Annotated in this window: 16 protein-coding genes; 8 read left to right on the top strand and 8 right to left on the bottom strand. The window is 66.7% G+C overall.

All coding sequences use genetic code 11. From position 1 onward, the window contains the following. Positions 1-3: 3 nt before the first annotated feature. Entirely contained in the window at positions 4-1,275 is a 1,272-nt protein-coding gene (locus ABIR17_RS12245) for a leucine-rich repeat protein (RefSeq protein WP_348004680.1), read from the top strand. On the opposite strand, the gene ABIR17_RS12240 is transcribed toward ABIR17_RS12245, so the two are convergent. Together ABIR17_RS12240 and ABIR17_RS12235 are read right to left on the bottom strand one after the other, a co-directional pair. Beyond that, entirely contained in the window at positions 1,196-1,597 is a 402-nt protein-coding gene (locus tag ABIR17_RS12240) for a hypothetical protein (RefSeq protein WP_348004679.1), read from the bottom strand. The genes ABIR17_RS12245 and ABIR17_RS12240 overlap by 80 nt on opposite strands. A gap of 10 nt (positions 1,598-1,607) precedes the next feature. After that, a complete protein-coding gene (locus ABIR17_RS12235) occupies positions 1,608-2,198 on the bottom strand; it encodes a ferritin-like fold-containing protein (protein WP_348004803.1) in 591 nt (196 codons plus the stop codon). A gap of 217 nt (positions 2,199-2,415) precedes the next feature. On the opposite strand from ABIR17_RS12235, the gene ABIR17_RS12230 reads away from it, so the two are divergent. Continuing rightward, positions 2,416-3,846, top strand: a complete 1,431-nt coding sequence (locus tag ABIR17_RS12230; RefSeq protein WP_348004678.1) for a DEAD/DEAH box helicase — start codon at positions 2,416-2,418, stop codon at positions 3,844-3,846. Between the two features lie 220 nt (positions 3,847-4,066). Here ABIR17_RS12230 and ABIR17_RS12225 read toward each other — a convergent pair whose 3' ends face one another. Continuing rightward, a complete protein-coding gene (locus tag ABIR17_RS12225) occupies positions 4,067-4,921 on the bottom strand; it encodes a PHP domain-containing protein (protein WP_348004677.1) in 855 nt (284 codons plus the stop codon). Between the two features lie 25 nt (positions 4,922-4,946). Here ABIR17_RS12225 and ABIR17_RS12220 point away from each other — a divergent pair, with 25 nt between their 5' ends. Both ABIR17_RS12220 and ABIR17_RS12215 read left to right on the top strand, forming a co-directional pair. Next, complete coding sequence (locus ABIR17_RS12220) at positions 4,947-5,966, top strand: endonuclease/exonuclease/phosphatase family protein (protein WP_348004676.1); 1,020 nt, start codon at positions 4,947-4,949, stop codon at positions 5,964-5,966. Between the two features lie 51 nt (positions 5,967-6,017). Continuing rightward, entirely contained in the window at positions 6,018-7,511 is a 1,494-nt protein-coding gene (locus ABIR17_RS12215; RefSeq protein WP_348004675.1) for an aminopeptidase P family protein, read from the top strand. A gap of 9 nt (positions 7,512-7,520) precedes the next feature. Here the strand turns inward: ABIR17_RS12215 and ABIR17_RS12210 are convergent, their stop codons facing one another. Together ABIR17_RS12210 and ABIR17_RS12205 are read right to left on the bottom strand one after the other, a co-directional pair. Continuing rightward, positions 7,521-8,012, bottom strand: a complete 492-nt coding sequence (locus tag ABIR17_RS12210) for a general stress protein (RefSeq protein WP_348004674.1) — start codon at positions 8,010-8,012, stop codon at positions 7,521-7,523. A 31-nt stretch (positions 8,013-8,043) separates the two neighbouring features. After that, the gene (locus tag ABIR17_RS12205; RefSeq protein WP_348004673.1) at positions 8,044-9,462 is read right to left on the bottom strand and encodes an MFS transporter; all 1,419 of its coding nucleotides are present in this window, start codon (positions 9,460-9,462) and stop codon (positions 8,044-8,046) included. Positions 9,463-9,582: 120 nt separating this feature from the next. On the opposite strand from ABIR17_RS12205, the gene ABIR17_RS12200 reads away from it, so the two are divergent. The 4 genes from ABIR17_RS12200 (at position 9,583) to ABIR17_RS12185 (ending at position 13,155) form a co-directional block, all read left to right on the top strand. Further along, positions 9,583-10,905 (top strand): CBS domain-containing protein, encoded by a 1,323-nt coding sequence (locus ABIR17_RS12200; RefSeq protein ID WP_348004672.1) that lies wholly within the window; start codon positions 9,583-9,585, stop codon positions 10,903-10,905. Further along, entirely contained in the window at positions 10,883-11,428 is a 546-nt protein-coding gene (locus tag ABIR17_RS12195; protein WP_348004671.1) for a DUF1003 domain-containing protein, read from the top strand. Before ABIR17_RS12200 ends, ABIR17_RS12195 begins: the two co-directional genes overlap by 23 nt. Continuing rightward, a complete protein-coding gene (locus tag ABIR17_RS12190) occupies positions 11,425-12,486 on the top strand; it encodes an Mrp/NBP35 family ATP-binding protein (protein WP_348004670.1) in 1,062 nt (353 codons plus the stop codon). Before ABIR17_RS12195 ends, ABIR17_RS12190 begins: the two co-directional genes overlap by 4 nt. Before the next feature lie 93 nt (positions 12,487-12,579). Then, positions 12,580-13,155 carry a helix-turn-helix domain-containing protein gene (locus tag ABIR17_RS12185; RefSeq protein ID WP_348004669.1) on the top strand — a complete coding sequence of 192 codons (576 nt, stop codon included), beginning with the start codon at positions 12,580-12,582 and terminating at the stop codon, positions 13,153-13,155. A gap of 2 nt (positions 13,156-13,157) precedes the next feature. Here the strand turns inward: ABIR17_RS12185 and ABIR17_RS12180 are convergent, their stop codons facing one another. The 3 genes from ABIR17_RS12180 to ABIR17_RS12170 are packed head-to-tail and all read right to left on the bottom strand — an operon-like array spanning position 13,158 to position 17,531. Further along, positions 13,158-14,639: an MFS transporter gene (locus ABIR17_RS12180; protein WP_348004668.1), complete on the bottom strand. Its 1,482-nt coding sequence runs from the start codon at positions 14,637-14,639 to the stop codon at positions 13,158-13,160. 10 nt (positions 14,640-14,649) lie between these two features. Beyond that, positions 14,650-16,104 carry an aminotransferase class V-fold PLP-dependent enzyme gene (locus tag ABIR17_RS12175; protein WP_348004667.1) on the bottom strand — a complete coding sequence of 485 codons (1,455 nt, stop codon included), beginning with the start codon at positions 16,102-16,104 and terminating at the stop codon, positions 14,650-14,652. Next, positions 16,101-17,531, bottom strand: coding sequence for an MFS transporter (locus ABIR17_RS12170; protein ID WP_348004666.1), 1,431 nt, complete (start codon positions 17,529-17,531; stop codon positions 16,101-16,103). Before ABIR17_RS12170 ends, ABIR17_RS12175 begins: the two co-directional genes overlap by 4 nt. Positions 17,532-17,562: the final 31 nt, after the last annotated feature.

Below are 17,562 nucleotides of genomic sequence, written 5' to 3'. Positions count from 1 at the left end.
GGCATGTCCGCACCGCTCGCCGCACGCGCGGCCCTTCTCACGCTCGTCGGTGTGACCCTCCTGGCCCTCCCCCTGGTCATCGTCGCCCCCGCGTCGGCCGCGACCGTCTCGACGGTGATCGACGGCGTCACCTACACCGCCGATGATTCGCTGCCGGGAGCCGGTGCCACCGCCACGTCCTACACCCCGGGTCCGGCGGTCATCGTTATTCCCGACCACGTCACGATCAACCTGGTCTCCTACGCGGTCACCGCGATTGGACCCTCGGCCTTCATCAACGCGACGATCATATCGATCACGATCCCCGACACCGTGGTGACGATCGGGGCACAAGCCTTCCGTGCCGCGAACTCCCTGGTCACCGTGGACCTCGGCCACGGTGTGCAGACCATCGGTGACTACGCCTTCACCAACTCGGGGCACGTGCTCGCGATCGCGATCCCCGATTCGGTCACCTCGATCGGGCAGTGGGCGTTCGACTCGATGGATCTGCGCACCCTGACGATCGGCAGCGGTCTCGCGGCGATCGGCGTGCAGGTGTTCTCGAACAACAACCGGCTCCAGTCCGTCGTCATCCCGCCCGGGGTCACCTCGATTGCCTTCGCTGCGTTCGCGGCGGATGACCTGCGGGACCTGGTCATCGGCTCGGGAGTGACGACGATCGACAACTTCGCGTTCGCGTACAACAACCGGCTCGCAACTGTCCGCATCCCGGCATCAGTCACCACGGTGGGAAATTCGGTCTTCCAGAACAACTCGTCGGGCTCGTTGCTGGCCACCTTCGAGGGAGCGGCCCCTCCCACGTTCGGTTCGGGCGTCTTCGCCGTCTCCAACCCGAGCATTCGCTACTACTGGCGGTTCGGCGATCCGCAGACCGCGGGCGGCTACACCTCGCCGACCTGGAAGGGATACCCCGCGCAGGCCGTGGCGACCATCACCTTCGACTCGGCCGGACACGGCGCCGCACCGACCGACCAGGACGTCCTGGTCGGAACAGCCGTCACCCAGCCACCCGCCCCGACCGACCCCGATTTGATTTTCGCCGGCTGGACAGTCTCACCGGGAGGCGCCTCGTTCGACTTCGCAACTCTGGTCACGGGCGACCTCGCCCTCGAAGCGACCTGGACGACGAAGCCTGCCCTCGCGGCGACCGGCAGCCCGATCGGCGATACACCCACGATCGCGACCCTGCTGCTTATCGCGGGGGCGTTCCTGTTGTTCGCTGTGCGCTTGCGTAGACGAACCCCATTGCCAGCGCGAACACCGCGGAGCTGACGGCGGCGGTCAACACCAGAACTCCCGAGGTGGGGGACCCGGTCAACAGCCAGGTTCCGACGAAGAAGACGATCCCGCCGACCAAGCCCACCAGCACGGCTCGCGCGATCCTGGTGGCGCGCTTGATGATCGGTTGGATGACGGTCACCGCGATTCCGGCCACCACGCCGATCACGGCACCAAAGACGGCGCCGGCCGCCACGATGCCGACGTTTGACGACAACGACCCCGTGGCACCCACGGACAGGATCGTGTTCGCCGCGAAGATCACGGCACCGACGACGGCGCCAATCCCGATGTAGCGAAAGACGTTCGGGTTCACGGTGCGCGTCTTACGCCGTCAAGCCGAGGGCATCCATCCGACGCGTGTGCGCCGCAATGAGTTCGGTGAAGATCGGCTCGATGCGCTCCTCGCCGGGCGCCTGACCGCCGATCACCAGGGCTGAGCGAGCGACCAGCATCGTGTCGCCGACCAGACGACGACCCCACATCGCGAGCCGCGAAGCCAAGCGCGGGTTGCCGTCGATCGCCTCGCGCAGTTCGTCGACCAGCAGCCCCTCGGCCTCGTCGTCCGACAGGAGCGCGGAGATACGGTCGGAGAGACCACCAGGCAGACCGGCCGCGAGCCCTGCGAAGAAATCGAGCAGGAAGCCCGAGGTGAGATAGCAGGTGATCAGAATCTCGTGCCAGTCGTCGCCCTGAGTGCGGCGCTGGAAGTCGTCGAGGCCGGCGCGGAACGGCTCCATCGCCTCTGCGGGATCGATTCGACGGTCGTGAAGCTCGGCCAAAACCGCTTCGTGTACCTCGAGCACCTCGGCGGCGACCCGCCCCAGACGGCTCTTCGCGGATGCTGTCGGTGCCACTGTCGCGCCGCGTCCGAGGTTTTCGAACAGCACAAGCGTGAGATAGGCGAGTTCACCCAGGTAAGCTTCAGGACCGGGGGCGAGCTCGGCGAGTTCTACGCGCGTGGCCTCAACGGCCTCCGATCGAACCGGCCGTGAAACGCTCCGGGCACGGGTTCGTCTCCGACGCAGCCAAGCCCACACAGCATCCAGCCTAGTCAGTGGATTTTCACTCCCTGGCCCACGGCACCAACCCGCGCTCCTGAGTGAAGGGGCGCACTGACAAGACAGGCATTCCTTGACTTTTCGCGATTTGAATATTGACCAGGACATGGTCGACGCGTTGGCAGAGAAGGGCATCATCGAGCCCTTCCCGATCCAGTCGCAAACAATCCCGCTCGGCCTCGCTGGGCAAGACATCATCGGCCAGGCCAAGACAGGCACCGGCAAGACCTTCGGTTTCGGTCTGCCGCTGATCCAGTCGCTCGGCTTGCACCCGGAACCGGGAGTGCAGGCGCTCGTCGTCGTGCCCACGCGAGAACTGTGTGTGCAGGTGGCGGATGACCTCACCGTCGCCGCTTCGCACCGCGACACCAAGATCGTCGCCATTTACGGCGGCAAGGCGTACGAGGGCCAGATCGAAGAGTTGAAGGCTGGCGCGCAGATCGTCGTCGGCACCCCGGGACGCCTCCTCGACCTCGCCGGGCAGCGGCTGATCTCGTTCGCCAACGTCAAGGTGATGGTGCTCGACGAAGCCGACAAAATGCTCGACCTGGGCTTCCTCGGCGATGTCGAGAAGCTGTTCGCGCAGACCTCGCCGACCCGCCACACGATGCTGTTCTCCGCGACGATGCCCGGCCCGGTGGTCGCGCTCGCTCGCCGGTTCATGAACCGCCCGATCCACATCCGCGCGACGGATCCGGATGAGGGCCTCACCCAGGCGAATATCAAGCACCTCATCTACCGCGCCCACAACCTCGACAAAGACGAGGTCATCGGCCGCATCCTCCAGGCCGAAGGTCGCGGCAAGACGATCATCTTCACCCGCACCAAGCGCGCCGCCCAGAAGCTCACCGAAGAACTGCAGGACCGCGGTTTCAACTCCGCCTCCGTGCACGGCGACATGAGCCAGGAGTCGCGGGAGCGCTCGATGGCTGCCTTCAAGGCCGGCAAGAAAGACGTCCTCATCGCCACGGATGTCGCCGCGCGCGGCATCGATGTGGATGACGTCACCCACGTGATCAACCACACCATCCCGGATGACCCCGACACCTACCTGCACCGCGCCGGCCGGACCGGCCGCGCCGGCAAGACCGGAATCGCGGTGACCTTCGTCGACTGGGCCGACATGCACAAGTGGGCATTGATCAACAAGGCACTCGACTTTCAGCAGCCCGACCCGACGGAGACCTACTCGTCGTCACCGCATCTCTTCACCGACCTCGACATTCCGGTCGGAGTGAAGGGACGGCTCAGGAGCACTCCCGCCGCGCCGCACGTTGAACGCGAGCCCAGCTCGTCATCCTCCGGCGGAAGCGGTGGCGGCGATCGTCCCCCGCGGCAGCGTCAGCGCTCCCACACCAGCGGCGGCGGGAGTTCAAGCGGCGCTACTGCTGCCCCGCGTCAGGAGGGCGGCGGAACCCACGACGGCACCACCCCCGCGCGACGCAACCGCACCCGACGTCGCCGCAGCGGCTCCGGCGGGGCAACAACGCCTCCCGCGGCCTGAGCGCAGTTCGGTCCCGCGCACCGCACCACGACATCCCGATGCGGCCGCACCCCCCGAACCGGGGCGGGCGGTTGCGTCGGGGTCGCTCCTAACCTGGAGGTGTGAAATCCGGGGGGATCGTTGCCGCAGGTGCATTGACAGCTGCCTTCGTCGCGGCCTGCGCCATGGCAGTCATGCAGTATCTGTTGCTTGCCATCCACTGACCCAGCCTCACCCTGATTCACTCCAAGAACGGCTTCGATCCGTTCGCGCGTTCCACGATCGCGGCGTAGACCTCGGGCGAGGTCGTGTTTTCGGCAAGCTGGTTGGGCTTGCCCGCCCCGTGATAGTCGCTCGACCCGGTGCTCACCAGCCCGTACTTGCGCGCGATCTCGGCCCAGCGGGTCACCGCTGCCGGCGGGTTGTCACGATGCCCGATCTCGACACCGAACAATCCGGCGTCCACCAGGGCGGCGATGCGGCGATCGTCGAACACGTGATCGGGACCGCGAGCACCGGGATGGGCGAGCACCGGCACTCCCCCGGCCTCGACGACGAGTCGCACACCGTCGATCGGCTTCGGAGCCTCGTGAGGTCGGTAGTAGCCGCCGCGCCAATGCAGGATGCTGTCGAACGCAGCCGAGCGGTCGGCAACGTGTCCGCGGGCGACCAAGGCGTCGGCAATGTGCGGGCGCCCGACCGTCGCACCCGGCGTGGTCTGCGCGAGCACGTCATCCCAGTCCAACGCATAGTCGACGGCGATCCGGGTCACCATCGCTTCGGCCCGGTGCAGGCGTTCGGCGCGGATGCTCTCGGTCGCGGCGAGCAGTGCCGGATGGGCGGGGTCGATCAGGTACGCGAGAACGTGCACGCTCGCGCCGTTCAGTTGAGTCGACAGTTCCATTCCCGGGACCACCGTGAGCCCCGTCCCGCGCGCTGCGTCGAACGCGGGAGCCCAGCCGGCTGTCGAATCGTGGTCCGTAATGGCGATGGCGCTCAGACCCGCCTCCACCGCCGCAGCGACCAGTTGCGCCGGAGTCTGAGTACCATCCGAGACACTGCTGTGGGCATGGAGGTCGATGGGGCCCGGACGCATCCGCCCATCGTAGGCTCGCAGAGCTATGTTCCGCCGCGTCCTTTCCGCCGTCGTGCTCGTCGTCTTGGGCGTTGCGCTGCTGCTTGCGGCCTGGCCTCAGTTGCTCGGCATCCAGCGCCAGGTTGGGGTGGTGCAGGTCACGACACTGCGCGGATTGCTGGCCGCGATCGCGTTGCTGTGCGTCGTGTTCTTCACCCTCATTGCCCTCATGTCGAGCCGCCTGCGCCGATTCGCGGGAGCCATCGCGCTTTTGCTGCTGGCCTTCGCCGGCATCGAGGTCGCCGTACTCACGACCCGCGGCGTTGGCGATCTCGCCTTCGAAACGAAGGCACCGGGCGATCTGACGGTGCTCTCCTGGAACACCCTCGGCGACTCCCCCAGCATTGACGCGATCACGACCCTCGCGATCGAGCAGGATGCCGACATCATCGTGCTGCCCGAGACCAGCGCGGATTACGCGGGGCAAGTTCAGGATGCGCTGAGCGCGAGTGGCTTGTCGATGAAGCTCATCCCGCTCTCCTACGACCAGATCTCGAAGGCTCGCTCGACGATGCTGCTCATTTCGAGCGACCTGGGCGATTACGTGCGGGACGACAGCAAGGGTGGAACCGACCAACTGCCCTCAGTGTTAGCGGTCCCGGTCGACGGCACCGGGCCCGTCATCGTCGGCGCGCATCCGGTTTCTCCCGTTCCCGCAGAGATGGCGGGATGGCGCCAGGGCCTCGAGTGGCTCGCGGCACGCTGCGCCGGCGACAACGTCATCTTGGCCGGCGACCTCAACTCGACCCTCGACCACTACACCGGGCTCGACGCTGCATCGGATGCCGGCGGCGGCATCGGCAACTGCCGAGACGGTGCGCGCGTCACCGGCAACGCCGCTGTGGGATCCTGGCCGACCATCCTGCCGAGTTTGCTCGGAGCGCCGATTGACCACGTGATGGCGACCCCGAACTGGACCTTCGTCGGATTTCGGGTGATCACCTCAGAGGATGACGCAGGCAGCGACCACCGCCCCGTCGTCGCGCAGTTGCGACCTACCGGCTGAGGCCACGGAGACGTCGGTGAGATGTGCGACGCCGGTGAGATGATGGATCGCATGGCCGATGCCCGCACCGACTCGCAGCCCGCTCCGAGTCTCACCTCGAACCGTTCGACGCTTCCTCAGACGCCGGAGTTTCGCGCGTACATCTCCTCGAACTGGGCGCAGCATCCCGATCTTCCGCCGTCGCCGCGGGTTGCCGCCGAGTACGCCGCCGCCCGCCGCCTTCGGCTCTCGGCGCTGTATCCGGGCACGCGGTTGATCGTGCCTGCAGGCCCCGCCCGGGTTCGCTCGAACGACACGGATTACGCCTACCGGGCGCATTCCGCCTTTGCCCACCTCACCGGCTGGGGTTCGGATGCCGTGCCCGACTCAGTGCTGGTGCTCGAGCCGACCGCCGATGGTCACGACGCAACTCTGTACTTTCTGGGGGCCGCTGGCCGCGACACTCAGGAGTTCTACGCCAACGCGGCGATCGGCGAGTTCTGGACCGGCCCACGCCCGTCGCTCGCCCACGTCGCCGCCGACCTAGGCCTCGCGACCCGTGAGCTCGCCGGGTTGGAAACGGTGCTCGACGCGTCCGACGACACCACCCTCATCGTGCGGGATGCCGACCCCGGTCTGACCGACCAGCTCGACGGCCGACGACTGTTGGCTGCTGAAGACTCGGATGCTGTCGACGAGACCCGTGATGTCACTCTCGCTCGCGATCTCAGCGAACTGCGGTTCGTGAAGGACGACTGGGAACTCGCCGAAATGACCGCGGCCATCGAGGCCACCAAACGCGGCTTCGACCAGATCATTGCCGACCTGGCCGAAGCGATCGAAACCGACCGGGGCGAGCGCGTCGTCGAGGGTGCCTTCAACCGCCGGGCACGGATCGAGGGCAACGCCGTCGGCTACGACACGATCGCCGCGAGCGGCCCGCACGCCTGCTACCTGCACTGGACCCGCAACGACGGACCGGTCGTTCCCGGCGATCTGCTGTTGGTCGACGCGGGTGTCGAACTCGACAGCCTCTACACCGCCGACATCACCCGCACCCTGCCGGTGAGCGGTACCTTCACCCCGGTGCAGCGCAAGGTTTACGAAGCGGTGCTGGAGGCGACGGATGCCGCCCGCGCGATCGTGAAGCCCGGAATCAGGTTCCGCGACATTCACGCCGAAGCGATGCGCGTCATCGCCGAGAAGACCGCCGAGTGGGGACTCCTGCCGGCGAGCGCCGAAGAGTCACTCGACGGCGACGGCCAGTGGCACCGCCGCTACATGATCCACGGCACCTCGCACCACCTCGGTCTCGACGTTCACGACTGCGCGAAAGCCCGCCGCGAGCTCTATGCCGAAGGGATTCTTGAGCCCGGCATGGTCTTCACGATCGAACCCGGCTTGTACTTCCAGCCCGACGATCTGACCGTTCCCGAAGAGTTGCGCGGCATCGGAATCCGGATCGAAGACAACGTCGTCGTGACTGCTACCGGCTGCGACCTGCTGTCGGGAGACATCCCGCGCACCGCCGACGACGTCGAAGCCTGGATGCAGGCTCTCCGGTAGAGGTCTGCGTTAGTTGGAGGGCGCGGGCCGCGCGAGCACGTCCTGCGCCTTCGCCAGGTGACCCTCGGCGACGAGAACCTGGTAATTCGTCGCCAGCACCTGAGTCTGCGACTCGAAGTCACGGTTGCGCCGGGCGACCGCGTAGCTGGCGAGTCGGAAGAACATCCCGAAGACGGCACCGATCAGGATCGCCGCGACGAACAGCGTCCAGTTGATGTTGGGCTGCAGGAAAGACAGCAGCAGGCCGATGAACAGGCCGAACCAGGCTCCGCTCAGGGCACCTTCGAGGGCCGCGCGGTTCCAGGAGAGCTTGCGAGTCACCCGCTCGACCGATTTCAGGTCGTTGCCGATGATCGACAGGTCAGAGATCGAGAAGTCGGCCTTCGCGAGTCGGTCGACGATGCGCTGCGCCTCGGCGTAGGTCTCGTACGTGCCCAGCACTTCGCCGGTGGGAACGCGCGTTTGAATGGGGCCTCTACTGAACATCCCGGGGTTACTCACGCCGTCAGTATCTCACTCTCGGCTTCCGGTTCTACCCGGATACCGCGGGCCGGGACGGCCCGCGGCGCTGGGACCGCGGCGACGACGCGAAAGCGTCGTCGCTCTCAGCGGGGTCCGCGCGAATGCCGAGGAACGACACCACCCCGCCCGCGATGAGCAACGCCGCGGTCACGATCGTCGCGCGCTTGAACCCGTCGAGATCGAGCTGACCCCCGACGATCACCCCGAGCATTGCGGTCAGCACCAGGCCCGCGACGCGCGCGACAGCATTGTTGACCGCCGAGGCCGTGCCCGCGCGGGCGTGGTCGATCGCTCCGAGGACCGTCGAGGTGAGCGGGGCCACCGTCATCGTCAGTCCGAGGCCGAAGATCAGCACGCCCGGGAGCACCTGCCACCAGTAGTTGAAGTCTCTCGAAACCATCAGGTACCACAGCGTGCCGAGGCCCGCGAGGATCGGACCGACCGTCATGAAAACCCGTGCGCCGTAGCGAGCCGACAGCGCACCGAATCGAGACGACAGCCCGATCATCAGCAGGATGCTGGGCAGCGACGCGAGTCCGGCGAGCGTCGCAGGCAAGTGGGCACCCTCCTGCAGATACACCCCGACGACGACGGAGGAAAGTCCCAGCGCCCCGTAGATGAAAGCCGTCGCGAGGTTGCCCGTCCAGAAGTTACGCACGCGGAACAGGCCCAGCGGCATGATCGGGTTCTGCGCGAACCGCTGCCGCACCAGGAACCCGGCAAACGCGAGTACGCCGAGGCTCATCGACAGGTAGATCGCCGGATGCGTCCAGCCAAGATTCCCCTGCTCAATGAGCGCGAACACGATGCCGCCGAGCCCGAGGGTGCAGAGCACCGCTCCGAGGACGTCGATGCGCACCCCGGGCACTCGCACGTCCTTGTGCGCGAGCATCGCGAGCAGCACAAAGGTCACGGTGATGGGCACGACGTTGATCAGGAACGCCAACCGCCACGACGCGAGATCGACGAAGACGCCGCCTAGGAACGGTCCGACGATCATCGCCGTGCTGGTCAGGGCGGTCCACATCCCGATCGCCCGTCCGCGTGCCTTTCCGTCGAAGGTCGACGTGATGAGCGCGAGCGACGACGGGACGAGCAACGCTCCCGCGACACCCTGGAGCCCGCGGGCGATGATCAGAAAGAGCGGATCTTGCGCAGCCGCGATGCCAATCGACGCGATCCCAAACAACAGCAGCCCGATCCGCAACACGAGGATGCGGCCGAGCGCATCCGAGATCGACCCGGCCACCAAGATCAGCGATCCGAGGGTGATCAGGTACGCGTCGACCACCCACTGCTGAGTGGCAATGCCGCCGCCCAAGTCGCGCAGGATCGCGGGAAGCGCAACGTTCACGACGGTGCCGTCGAGGAACGCCACGAACGACGCCAGCACGGCGATCGCCAACACGAGTCTCTGAGAACGGATCACGCTCTTAGTCTGCTCCCTGACCCGACACCGGCGCCCGTGACGGGCGTCGGCGCTAGCGCCGTGCCGAGGCGCGAAAGCGCCTCGGCTCATAACGTGGCGCGCGGTAGGTAGGGTTTCACCGTGAGCGCGACGCGAGTTTTCGTCGCCCGGTTGGCCGGGTGCTCTGTCTTCGACCCCGCGGGCGACAAGGTCGGCAAGGCTCGGGATGTCGTGGTTGTCTACCGCGAGTCCGAGGCTCCGCGCGTGGTGGGCTTGATCGTCGAGATCCCCGGGAAGCGTCGAGTCTTCCTCTCGATCGGCCGCGTCACGAGCATCGGCTCGGGCCAGATCATCACGACCGGCCTGATCAACCTCCGACGATTCGAACAGCGCGGTGGCGAGGTACGTGCACTCGCGGAGTTGATCGGCCGCAAGGTGACCCTGCGCGATGGATCGGGCGAGGCCACGATCGAAGACGTCGCAATCGAGATGACGCCCGCCGGCGAGTGGAAGATCGGCGACCTCTTCCTGCGTCGGCCGCGCACCGCATCCCCCTTCAGTAAGGGTGCGACGACGTTCGCGACCTGGCTGCAGATCCGCGAAGACACGTCGGGCGACCCGCAGTCTGCTGAGAAGTTGGTGGCGACCTACTCCGACCTGCTGCCCGCCGACCTCGCGAACACCCTGCTCGATCTGCCGGAAGGTCGGCGCCGCGAAGTCGCCGAAGAGTTGCCCGATGACCGGCTCGCCGATGCCCTCGAGGAGATGCCCGAGCAGGATCAGGTCGATCTCATCGGTCAGCTCGACGACGAACGCGCCGCCGATGTGCTCGACCAGATGCAGCCGGATGACGCCGCCGACCTCATCGCGCAGCTCTCGGAAGAGCGCGGAGAAGCGCTCCTCGACCTCATGGAACCCGAAGAAGCCGAGGACGTGCGCTTCTTGCTCGCCTACGGGTCTGACACCGCGGGCGGCCTGATGACGACCGAACCGATCATCGTTTCTGCTGACGCGACAGTTGCCGAGGGCCTGGCCCTCATCCGTCGACACGAACTCGCCCCCGCTCTCGGTGCGGCGATCTGCGTGACCCTCCCGCCGTACGAGCCGCCCACCGGACGGTTCCTGGGCATGGTGCACTTCCAGCGGATGCTGCGCTACCCGCCGCACGAGCGGCTCGGCACCCTGCTCGACACGAGCCTCGAACCCGTGCACCCGGGCACCAGCGCGGCCGAGGTGTCGCGCATCCTGGCCTCGTACAACCTGGTCTCGCTGCCCGTCGTCGACGAACAACACCGTCTCGTCGGGGTGGTGACCATCGATGACGTCCTCGACTATCTGCTGCCGGACGACTGGCGAAGTACCTCGGGCGAAGAGTCCGAAGCCGACCTGAGAGTCAGCACCAGCACCGCAACCATCCCGACCCGCGGAAGGAGGACGACACATGGCACGCCCCGATCGTCGTAGCGACCAGCGTCTCGATCAGCCCAAGGGCGCCCGGCAGTCCTTTGCGCCGTTCCCTCGATTCCAACGGCGTGACCGGTTCGGACGCTTCACGGAGGCGATCGCCCGTGGCATGGGCACGCCGTGGTTCCTCCTGCTTCTCTCGGTCGTTGTGGTGCTCTGGATGCTCTACAACACCCTCGCCCCCCTGGGCTACCGCTTCGACTCGCAGGCGCTCGGCTTCACCGTGCTCACCCTGGTGCTCTCCCTCCAGGCGTCGTACGCGGCGCCCCTCATCCTGTTGGCGCAGAACCGGCAGGATGACCGCGACCGCGTGCAGATCGAACAGGACCGTCAGCGCGCCGAACGCAACCTCGCCGATACCGAGTACCTGGCGCGCGAAGTGGTCGCCCTCCGGCTCGCGATGAAAGACATGGCGAGCCGCGACTTCATCCGTGCCGAACTGCGGTCTCTGCTCGAGGAACTCGACAAGGACAGGGAGCCCAAGTCGGCACCGTCACAACCCTCTAAGTCGCCCTCGAAATGACGTCTGACGCCGTCCGTGCGGCGCTGGCCCACGTCGTCGATCCCGAGATCCGGCGGCCGATCACCGAGCTCGACATGGTGCGTGCTGTGACCGTCGACGGATCCCGCGCCACGGTTGATCTGCGCCTCACGATCATCGGCTGCCCGGCCGCCGAGACGATCGAACGCGACATCCGAGCCGCGGTTCTGACGGTGCCCGGCATCGACGAGCTCGACCTCGTTGTGGGAGTCATGACGGTGCCGGAACGCGAGGCGCTCGTCGCCCGCTTGCGCGGCACCCGCACCACTCAGTTCGGCCCCGACACCCTTACCAAGATCTACGCCGTGACGAGCGGCAAGGGCGGGGTGGGCAAGTCGACGCTTACCGCCAACCTCGCCGTCGCCCTCGCCGCAACCGGATTGAAGGTTGGGTTGATCGATGCGGATGTCTTCGGCTTCTCGATTCCCGGCATCCTGGGCATCGTCGGTGAGAAGCCCACGAAAGTCGGCGACCTCATGATGCCGCCGGTCGCGCACGGCGTCTCGGTGATCTCGATCGGAATGTTCGTCGACGGCTCGACCGCGGTCTCGTGGCGTGGACCGCTGCTGCATCGCACCATCCAGCAGTTTCTGACGGATGTCTGGTTCGGCGACCTCGATGTGCTGCTGCTCGACCTGCCGCCCGGAACGGGAGATGTCGCCATCTCGATCGGGCAGTTGCTGCCGCACGCCGAAGTGCTGGTCGTGACGACGCCGCAGCCCGCAGCGGCCGACGTCGCAGAGCGCAGCGGACTGGTCGCCCGGCAGACCGGTCAGACCGTGATCGGCGTGATCGAGAACATGACGGGTGAACTGTTCGGCTCGGGCGGCGGGGATGCTGTTGCGGCCCGACTCGACGTGCCAGTGCTCGCGCGGATACCGCTCTCCGTTGGACTTCGGGAGGGCGGCGATACCGGCACCCCGGTTGTGTTCGCCGATCCGTCAGACCCGGCCGCGGTCGCCATCCTGTCGCTCGCTGCGACGTTGGCTGCCCGCACCCGCGACCTTGCCGGGCGGAAACTGCCGATCAGTCCGCGGTAACGCATCGCGGCCTTCACCATCGACCCGATGACACGGGATGTCATCACTTCCTCAGTGTTGATGACATGACGTGTCATCACGTACGATTCCCGGATGGGACGTTGGGAACCGGGTGCACGGGACCGGATAGCGGATGCCGCCCTGGAGCTATTCACTGAGGGCGGCTTCGCGGCGACGACGGTTCCGCAGATCACCGCCCGGGCCGGACTCACGACCCGCACCTTCTTTCGGCATTTCGCCGATAAGCGCGACGTTCTGTTCGCCGACGAAGACGAGATCCCGCTCGCGATCACCGGGCTTCTCGCCGTCGCGCCCCTCTCCACTCCGACAATCGAGGTCATTGGTGGAGGCCTTCGTGGGCTGGTGTCGGACTATGAGCCGCGACGCGATCAACTCCGCGCCCGACTGTTGATCATCCAATCGGACGACAGTCTGCGCGAACGGTACCTGCGGAAACTGTCGGTGATGTCGGCAGCGATGGTCGCGGGATTTCGGCAACGAGGAACCGACGGACGAGTCGCCGACGTCGCCGCAAAGATCGGCTCGACCCTGTTCGGATTCGCCTACGACCGCTGGCTCGCCACCGGCGAAACCCGATCCCTGTCAGAACTGATCGACGAGACCCTCGACCTCTTCGGCTCCGAGTTTGCGGCGTCGACCGCCACCTGAGTTCAGGCGACGGGCGGAGGCATCGTCGGGCCGGCCGGTGGCGCCATCGACGAATCGGACGCAACGTCGAGGTCGACATCCTTCTTGCGCAGCGGATACCGACCAAACGGAATCAGGCTGATCGCCATCAGAGATGCCGGGATGACACTGAAGCTGAGGATGATCCCGAAGATCGCCGACGGCGGCTGAGCCTGCACTGTCACTGCGGACGACGACTCAAGGTAGCCAGAGATGGCGAGCATGACCGCGAGGATTGTGGTGCCGAACGCGAGACCGGTCGTCTCACCGGCCGTCCACATCCCGCTGAATGAACCACCGCGTCCGGGTCCGTTCGTGCGTGCGTCGTGCGCAATCACATCGGGCAGCATCGAAAGCGGCAGCGCCTGAAGCCCGGCGTACGCGATCCCGACGAGACCGATCGGTACGACCATCCAGTACCCCGGCACGATCAGCAGGGCGAAGAGTGAGAGCGCGGCGGCGCCAAACAAGGTCGTCGCGGCGACATAGGTGCGCTCCTTGCCAAAGCGCCGAGCCGCGACGCCCCAGAGCGGTGCGGCAATGATCGCCGGCAGGATGAGCGCGATGAACAGGGTCGTCACAGCATCGGTGTCGTGCAGCACCCAGGTGGCGATGTACTGCGTCCCGGCGAGCATGCCGCCCGTCGCGAGGGCCTGGGTGAAGAAGGTCCCCAGCAGCGCCCGGAACGGCTGACTCGAGCGCAGCATCCGGAGCCCGCGACGTGCCTGCACGGCGATAGAGTCGCGCGGCGGAGCGAGCTCGGTGAATGCGCGCGAGACCGGGGCGGGCAACGCAACAGCCTTGCCGCGCGCAGCTTTCTCAACCGACGAGGTGATCAGAATCGCGACGACAAAGATCACCGACGATCCGACCGCCATGGTCAAGTAACCAGCGAAGTCGGTGCCGAAGATGTCCACGCCGAGCGAGCGCAGCGCCGGACCGCCACCGCCGTAGAGCAGGATCGCGGCGGTCAGCACAACGACGCGCGCCGAGAGCAGACGGGAACGGGCGTCGTAGCCCGAGACCAACTCGGCGGGCAGCACGTTGAACGGCACCTGGAAGAACGAGAATCCGGTCGCCGCCAGCACGAATGCCACGAACACCCAGGCTGAGGCAATCAATGGGTTGGTGCCCGGCGGCACCGCAAACGTCAGAATGAAGAAGACCGGCAGCAGGACCGCCGCGAGCGTCATCAGGCGTCGGCGAGACCCTGTAGCTGCGAACTCCCGGTCGCTGTACGCGCCGATGATCGGGTCGATGATGATGTCCCAGACCTTCGCCGCGGTCACGACCACGCCGGCGAGCAATGCCGGCACCGCGAGGGTGTCGGTCAAGTAGAAGACGAGCACCAGGCCCGGCAGTGCGGCGAAACCGCTCGTCACGAACTCGCCGGTCGCATACCGCGCCATGACGCCGAGGCTCAGGTCGCGGGTACGCCGGGTGGCTCCAGGTGGGACAGGTCTCACGTGGCCGATGCTATCGGGCACGGGGCTCGACCAACCGCGCGAGGAGCTCTGTGAGTAACCGTTCCGCGAGCGGCGGCGGCGTTGCCTCAATGATCGCCAGCAGGGGGGCGAGGGCATCGGGGAGGGCTCCGCCGGCGCCGATTCCAAATCCCTCGAGGATGGCGGCCGCGGTGTCCGAGTCAAGCGGCCCTGTCAGGGGTGGAAGGTTGCCGAGCAGCGGGGCCGCATCAACATGAGGGATGCCGCGCGTTGATTCTGCGGCCGCCCTCAACACGGCGACGAGGTCAGGCAACACCGATTCTGTGACCGGGGTGATCGTCACATGCGTTGTCGGCGGCAGACCAGCGTTGGCCGGCTGGAGTTGAAGGATGAAGCCGAGACCTCTCGCCGCGTCGGCCCAGTGATGTGGGTCGACTTGGCTTCCGGAGGCGACGTCGGGATCGGTCGCGACGGCCAGAAGCGGACCGACCGGATTCCCCAGCACGCGAAGTCCTTCGATCGCGTCGATCGCCTCGACGATCGCCCGAGTTGACCGGAGGCAGGAATCGGCGAGACGCTGAAAGCCGTCGGCGCCCAGGGCGTGGGTGATGGCCCAGGCCGCCGCGAGCGGGCCGGCCGACTTGGAGCCCAGCATCGTCGAGTTGACGACCGGATAGCCGGGCCAGCGGGTGGTGGCGAAGTACTGCATGCGTTGACGATCGCGGCCGCGCTGCAGCAGCACCGAGACGCCCTTCGGGGCGTAGCCGTATTTGTGCAGATCGGCGCTCACGCTCGTGACGCCCGGTACCGCGAAGTCCCAGGCGGGGAGGCCCGGCCAGAACGGCAACACCAAGCCGCCGATGCACGCGTCGACGTGCAGCGCGATCCCGAGTGCCGACGTCAGGTCGGCAACAGCGGCAACCGGGTCGAGAGCGGCCACCGGATACGAGGGCGCCGACACGACGACGAGCGCCACGTCATCCGGTCCGTCGCCTGAATGCAGTCGCTCCGCGATTGCCGTGGGCGACACGACACCCTCAGCAGACACGGGGACGAGGTCGAGCGTCAGCCCGAAGTAGTGGGCGGCCTTCTGAAACGCCGCATGCGCCGTCACCGGCATGATCAACCGGGGAGTGCCGGAGCGGGTGAGCGCCCAGACATCCCGAGCCGTTTTCACGGCGAGCAGACAACTCTCGGTGCCGCCGGTTGTGACTGTTCCCACGACGGAGTCGTCGCCGTGCAGCAGTCCGCGCACGAAGCCGAGCAGGTCGCGCTCGAGTGCCGCAACCGAGCCGAAGGTGGTCGGATCGAGTCCGTTGACGGGCTGCATCAGCTTCGCGGCGTCGGCGGCAAGCTCGTCGAGTTCGGCGATCCCCGGGTCGTAGACGTAGGAGAGCACGTGCCCACCGTGGGTCGGTGCGTCGTGGCTGCGCAGTTCGCGCAACCGATCGAGGATCGCGGTCGGGTCTTCAGCGAACCTAGTCATAGCACCGGTGCCCCGGCCGGCGGCGCGGGCTCATCGCGCACGAGAGCGTCGATATCGGCCCTGCGCAACGGGTAGCGCGCCAGCGAGATCAGGCTGCCCAGCATCAGCAGGGCCGGGATGACGCTGAAGCTGATGACGATCCCGATGACGGCGCTCGCCGGCTGGTCCGCGATCTGGCCGGCAATGGTCGGGATGAAGCCGGTCGCCGCGAGCACGATCGAGAGGATCGTGCCGCCGAGCGCGAGGCCAGCGGTCTCGCCTGCCGTCCAGACTCCGCTGAAGGTTCCGGCCCGGCCGGGTCCGTTCTTCTGGGCGTCGAAGGCGACGGTGTCGGGCAGCATCGCGAGCGGGAGCGACTGAAGCCCCGCGTACGCGGCGCCGGCAACCGCAACCGGGAGGTAGAGCCACGGTCCGGGGAACCAGATGAGCAGAAGCAACGACAGGGCGGCGAGAGCGAAAATTACGGTCGCAATCCGGAAGGCGCGCTCTTTGCCGATGCGACGTGAGATCACTGACCACACCGGGGTCACGATGATTGCCGGGGCGATCAACGAGAGGAACAAGAAAATGACTCCGGTGCCGAGGATTTCGGCCGCGACGAAGGCAGCCCCGGCCAACATCAGACCGATCGCCAGCGCTTGCATCACAAAGGTGAAAAGCAGCGCCCGGTAGGGCTGGCTGTCACGCACGGCCGACCAGCCGCGACGGAAATGCATCAATACCGAATTGCCGGGGCCATCAAGGCCGTCGAAGGGTTCCGATACCGGAACCGCCGGAACCTTCGTGCCGCGTGCGCTCCGCTCCACGGTTGAGGTGATCAGGAAGGCGACGAGGAAGATCACGCCGGCCACCGCGGCCATCACGAGATACCCGAGGTACTCGGTGCCCCCAGCCTTTACGACCTGGTTGACGATCTCGGTCGCCCCGCCGCCGAAGGCAAGAATCGACAGGGTCAAGACGATCACCCGTGCCGAGAGCAACCGGGTGCGATCGTCGTAGGAGTCGACGAGTTCGGCCGGGAGCGCGATGTAGGGAACCTGGAACAGGCTGAAAGCCGTGGCCGCGAGCAAGAACGAAACGAGCACCCACGCCGCCGAGACCAGAGGGGGGAGTCCCGGCGGCACGGCGAAAGTCAGGATGAAGAACACCGGCAGGAAGATCGCCCCGATCACCATGAACCGACGGCGAGCGCCGGTTCGGGCCAGGCTGCGGTCGCTGCGTGCGCCGATCCAGGGGTCGATGATGACATCCCAAATCTTGGCGACCGTGAATGCCGCCCCCGCAAAAATCGGGTTCACCCCAAGGGTGTTGGTCATATAGATGAGCAGCACGAGACCGGGGAGGGTTCCGAATCCCCCGGTACCGACCGAACCGACCGCGTACCTGACGATGGTTCCCCGGCGCAGTGTGGATCGTTGAGCCCCCATGGGGAGAGTGTAGAGAAAGTAGGCTTCATCC

The organism is Pseudolysinimonas sp. (assembly GCF_039912695.1).
Lineage (GTDB): Bacteria > Actinomycetota > Actinomycetes > Actinomycetales > Microbacteriaceae > Pseudolysinimonas_A.
This window is presented reverse-complemented; position numbering and strand designations above follow the sequence as displayed.

Excerpts from the sequence above, each read along its gene's own strand:
- ABIR17_RS12245 (WP_348004680.1), top strand. The coding sequence starts at position 4 with ATGTCCGCACCGCTCGCCGCACGCGCGGCCCTTCTCACGCTCGTCGGT.
- ABIR17_RS12215 (WP_348004675.1), top strand. The coding sequence starts at position 6,018 with ATGGCCGATGCCCGCACCGACTCGCAGCCCGCTCCGAGTCTCACCTCG.
- ABIR17_RS12170 (WP_348004666.1), bottom strand. The coding sequence starts at position 17,531 with ATGGGGGCTCAACGATCCACACTGCGCCGGGGAACCATCGTCAGGTAC.
- ABIR17_RS12185 (WP_348004669.1), top strand. The coding sequence starts at position 12,580 with ATGGGACGTTGGGAACCGGGTGCACGGGACCGGATAGCGGATGCCGCC.
- ABIR17_RS12190 (WP_348004670.1), top strand. The coding sequence starts at position 11,425 with ATGACGTCTGACGCCGTCCGTGCGGCGCTGGCCCACGTCGTCGATCCC.
- ABIR17_RS12225 (WP_348004677.1), bottom strand. The coding sequence starts at position 4,921 with ATGCGTCCGGGCCCCATCGACCTCCATGCCCACAGCAGTGTCTCGGAT.
- ABIR17_RS12220 (WP_348004676.1), top strand. The coding sequence starts at position 4,947 with ATGTTCCGCCGCGTCCTTTCCGCCGTCGTGCTCGTCGTCTTGGGCGTT.
- ABIR17_RS12195 (WP_348004671.1), top strand. The coding sequence starts at position 10,883 with ATGGCACGCCCCGATCGTCGTAGCGACCAGCGTCTCGATCAGCCCAAG.
- ABIR17_RS12175 (WP_348004667.1), bottom strand. The coding sequence starts at position 16,104 with ATGACTAGGTTCGCTGAAGACCCGACCGCGATCCTCGATCGGTTGCGC.